This window comes from Paenibacillus sp. DS2015, assembly GCF_050433705.1.
GTDB lineage: Bacteria > Bacillota > Bacilli > Paenibacillales > Paenibacillaceae > Paenibacillus_AQ.
The window spans coordinates 1-3,649 of record NZ_JBNPWS010000068.1 but is presented as its reverse complement, the minus strand read 5'-3'; the positions used below and the strand labels follow the sequence as shown (position 1 = coordinate 3,649).

Annotated in this window: 4 protein-coding genes and 1 pseudogene; all 5 read left to right on the top strand. The window is 35.8% G+C overall.

Annotated elements, in window-relative coordinates; genetic code table 11:
- Positions 1-89 precede the first annotated feature (89 nt).
- A pseudogene (locus tag J2T13_RS26040) lies at positions 90-764 on the top strand (rhodanese-related sulfurtransferase); the annotation flags it as partial.
- Positions 765-1,028: 264 nt separating this feature from the next.
- The gene (locus J2T13_RS26035; protein ID WP_429375608.1) at positions 1,029-1,478 is read left to right on the top strand and encodes a pentapeptide repeat-containing protein; all 450 of its coding nucleotides are present in this window, start codon (positions 1,029-1,031) and stop codon (positions 1,476-1,478) included.
- Between the two features lie 92 nt (positions 1,479-1,570).
- Entirely contained in the window at positions 1,571-2,356 is a 786-nt protein-coding gene (locus J2T13_RS26030; RefSeq protein WP_429375606.1) for a DUF4184 family protein, read from the top strand.
- Between the two features lie 186 nt (positions 2,357-2,542).
- Entirely contained in the window at positions 2,543-3,079 is a 537-nt protein-coding gene (locus J2T13_RS26025; protein WP_429375605.1) for a hypothetical protein, read from the top strand.
- Between the two features lie 376 nt (positions 3,080-3,455).
- On the top strand, positions 3,456-3,649 hold a 194-nt coding region (locus J2T13_RS26020), incomplete at its 3' end, for a hypothetical protein (RefSeq protein WP_429375604.1).

Here is a 3,649-nt window from a genome sequence, read left to right as displayed (position 1 = left end):
CCAGAACGTGTTGGGCAGTATGTGAAATGATTTTTATCTCCCCTCGGGGAGAAGCCATATTAAAAGAGTTTACACAAAACTATTGACAGACCCGCGGAGATGCCTTTAAAAAGATGCATGTAAGGCATAGAGATGAAATCGTGACTCTGCGTAATAATGAGCAGATTGATCCTACAGTCAATACAGGAAAGCGTCTAAATCCCAAGCAATTCTACGAATATTTGCAAAGGGACGATGTTATCGTTATAGACGGAAGAAACAATTACGAATATGATATTGGACATTTCCGTAATGCGATTAGACCAGAGGTAGAAAACTTTAAGGAATTTCCGGAATGGCTAAGAGAGAATATAAGTGAACACAAGGATAAGCCCATAATAACTTATTGTACCGGCGGTATTCGTTGTGAGAAATTAAGTAGTGTGCTTCTTGACCAAGGCTTCAAGGATGTCTATCAGCTGGATGGTGGAATCGTGACTTATGGTAAAGATCCGGAAGTGAAAGGCAGATTATTCGATGGTAAATGTTATGTATTTGACGATCGTATTTCCGTAACTATCAATCAGACAGAAGAAGATAAAATGATATCAACCTGCAAGCATTGTGATGAACCATCTGACCGTTATATTAATTGTACGGATAACGTATGTGATAAACGACATATTTGCTGCGAGAAATGCGAAGAGGTGACCAAAGGGTTCTGTTCAACGGAATGTGAAGAGGAGTCTACTACTTCGGCAGCGGCTTGTGAACTAGAAGTATAATTGAAAATACAGATAAGCTAATCCCCGATATAGGAAGGCGGATTTCGGATTCTGATTTCCTTCCATAACAAGGATTCATCTATATCTAGATATTCCTACAGACAGATTGCTCTAATGAGCGGTTTGTCTTTTTTTCTCTAAATTTTGAAGTGGTGATGTGATATATTTTTGGAAGGGGATTAGAATGACGATAGCGAATGTATACTCATCGAGTTAATTTATCATTCCTGGAATGAGTACATAAATCTGAATGGAGAAATTTTAATGGAATTGAAAGTTGAGAAGTTAGAGGTAGTCATGGTGGATATTTCGGGGTCGACATTTAAAGACGTTAATGCACAGGAGCTCAATTTTGAGAATGTTAATCTAGCAAAGTCCCAGATCAACAATGCAAATATGAGCGGATGGGTTATGAATGACGTAAACTTATCTGAGCTAAAAATTACCAATGCAAATTTATCGAAAACAGTAATCCAAAATGCAAATTTAAGTCATGCGGTTATTGATCATGTTGAGCTGATAGGAACGGAATTTCTTAATATTGTGCTGCCCCAGCAAGGGGATGCGAATTATAGTCCTGAAGGACAATATAAGCCTATCATTTTTCGCAATAGTAATTTATCCAATATGGAACTAATCGATTGTGATATTTCAGGGCTGAAAATCAATGGTATATTAATTGAAGAACTACTTAGAGACAAAGAAGGAAGTTGACTGTGAAAGTAATTATACGTCAGGAATGCACAACGTAATCCGAAAACTGCGCTATTTAAAGAGTAAGAAAAAAACGGATCATAGGAGTTTTTATGCCATTCACCTTTGCACATCCTATTTATGCAATTCCTTTGAAATATATAAGCCCTAAATATTATAATTTAACCGGTCTAATACTAGGAAGTATGGCACCTGATTTTGAGTATTTTTTGATGTTAGAACCATACAGCAGTATCGGCCATTCTATTGCCGGATTGTTTTTTCAGGGCATTCCTATGTGTCTCTTAATTGCAGTCATATTTCATTTTACCGTTAAAGAATCATTTGTGATACATCTACCTTCGATATTTAACCTTAATCAGCGAGCGTATAATATCATGGGTGAATGGGGACTTAGAAGTTTAAGGGATTGGATATTTTTTATGCTATCTGTGGTAGTTGGATTTATATCTCATATCACATTAGATGCCTTTACCCATGTTCACGGTTATTTCGTTATTCGTTTCTCACTCTTAAGTGAGGTATTATTCTTTAATCTTCCGTTATATAAGATGTTGCAACATAGTTTATCGGTATTTGGATTATTGGCCATATTTGTAGTCATCATTAGTCGCCTCTATAGAAGTAATCCCACTATTGGGGGAATGCCAAAAGTCACTAGGAAACAAAAGAAATTATTTTGGTTAATTGCAATAACAATTTCAGTTGCTACAACATGCCTAAAGTTATGGATAACCACTAGCAATAATGTCATCGGGATAGTAGTTGTTTCACCTATCTCGGGGTTATGTCTAGGTTTAGTTCTTACATCTCTAATAGCAAGAAGAACGACACGATTCCAAAAGATAGATCAAACTGACATGAGAAATGACAAATAATAATGAAAAATGGATAGTAGAGTAGAAGAAGTCAAGGTCATCAGGTAACAATGTGTTCAAGTTTCGGGACATACCCTCGGTCTGCCAGCTGCATTTCGAAGGAGCATATTGATGTGAACAGACCTTCGGGGCTTAGTCCTGTCTGACCCGGTCGCTGGCAATAAATAAGAGAGGATATTGTATGAATTGATAAAACTTATATTCACACTCATTTTAGTATTATCAGGTGGTTATAATTCAAATAATACCGAATCTAATCAAATATTTGAACATAATTTATTTATTGAAAAGGACTTTAATTTCATTGATAACAACGGAACTACTATAGGTATGGGAACTTCCGTGGATGAAATTGGTAAGTTGATTGGAAGACATGTGGATACAATAGACTTTATGCATTTATATATCTTTGACGGAGTAGAACTCCATTATAAAGATAATAAAGTAAATGGAATTATTATAAGAGACAGCACTCCTAATAATAAGAAGTATAAGACATTTAGAGGAATAGGTTATGGTGACAAGTATGATAACGTGATTGAGGCATATGGAGATGAGGGAATAACTGATACTACTTATGGAACAAAGATGCTAACTTATCTACTGGAACGTACTGACAATGGTAACTATGAACTATTAAAGTCTAACGAAGAAAATAGATTTAAAGAACGATTTGAAGAACGCTTTGTTTCGTTGTCAATGAATTTTGATAAAAAAGGATAAGCTAAGTTTTATAATGATAGCGGATTATGATTTCTCATACAATCCAAGAGGGCAGTAAATTTACTTGTTAACTAGGAGAAGGCAACTGTATATCGATTCTTTGCATTCTTCGATGTGAGGCCAATAGCGATAAAAGCTAGAATAACATGAAATTATTGAATCTAAATTGCAAGTTATAGCGTACTTGATCTTTGATTTTCCCTCCATAACAAGTATTCATCTATATCTAGATATATTCTTGCAGACAGATTGCTCTAATGAGCCGTTTGTCTTTTTTTGTCTAAATTTGAAGTTGAATAACTTGGGAGGGGATTGGAATAACGATAGCGAATGTATACTCATCTAGGTATGTCATGCTACATTTCGCAGATATGGGATGATAGGATCTAACTTCGTCTATCCACATACAGAGGAGATTAAAGCAAACTCGTCTATCCAATTGTATGTGGGGATAAAACGAGTGCGTGGATTAGTAGTTGAACTAAACCGCTACGCGGTAGCTTTTCAAATCCTACAAACCTTTAGTGCCATTCACCAAGCCTTCCTTTATCATCTAGTGAAAAAGGAGGT

Coding starts and splice junctions, on each gene's coding strand:
- J2T13_RS26030 (WP_429375606.1), top strand. CDS start 1,571: ATGCCATTCACCTTTGCACATCCTATTTATGCAATTCCTTTGAAATAT.
- J2T13_RS26035 (WP_429375608.1), top strand. CDS start 1,029: ATGGAATTGAAAGTTGAGAAGTTAGAGGTAGTCATGGTGGATATTTCG.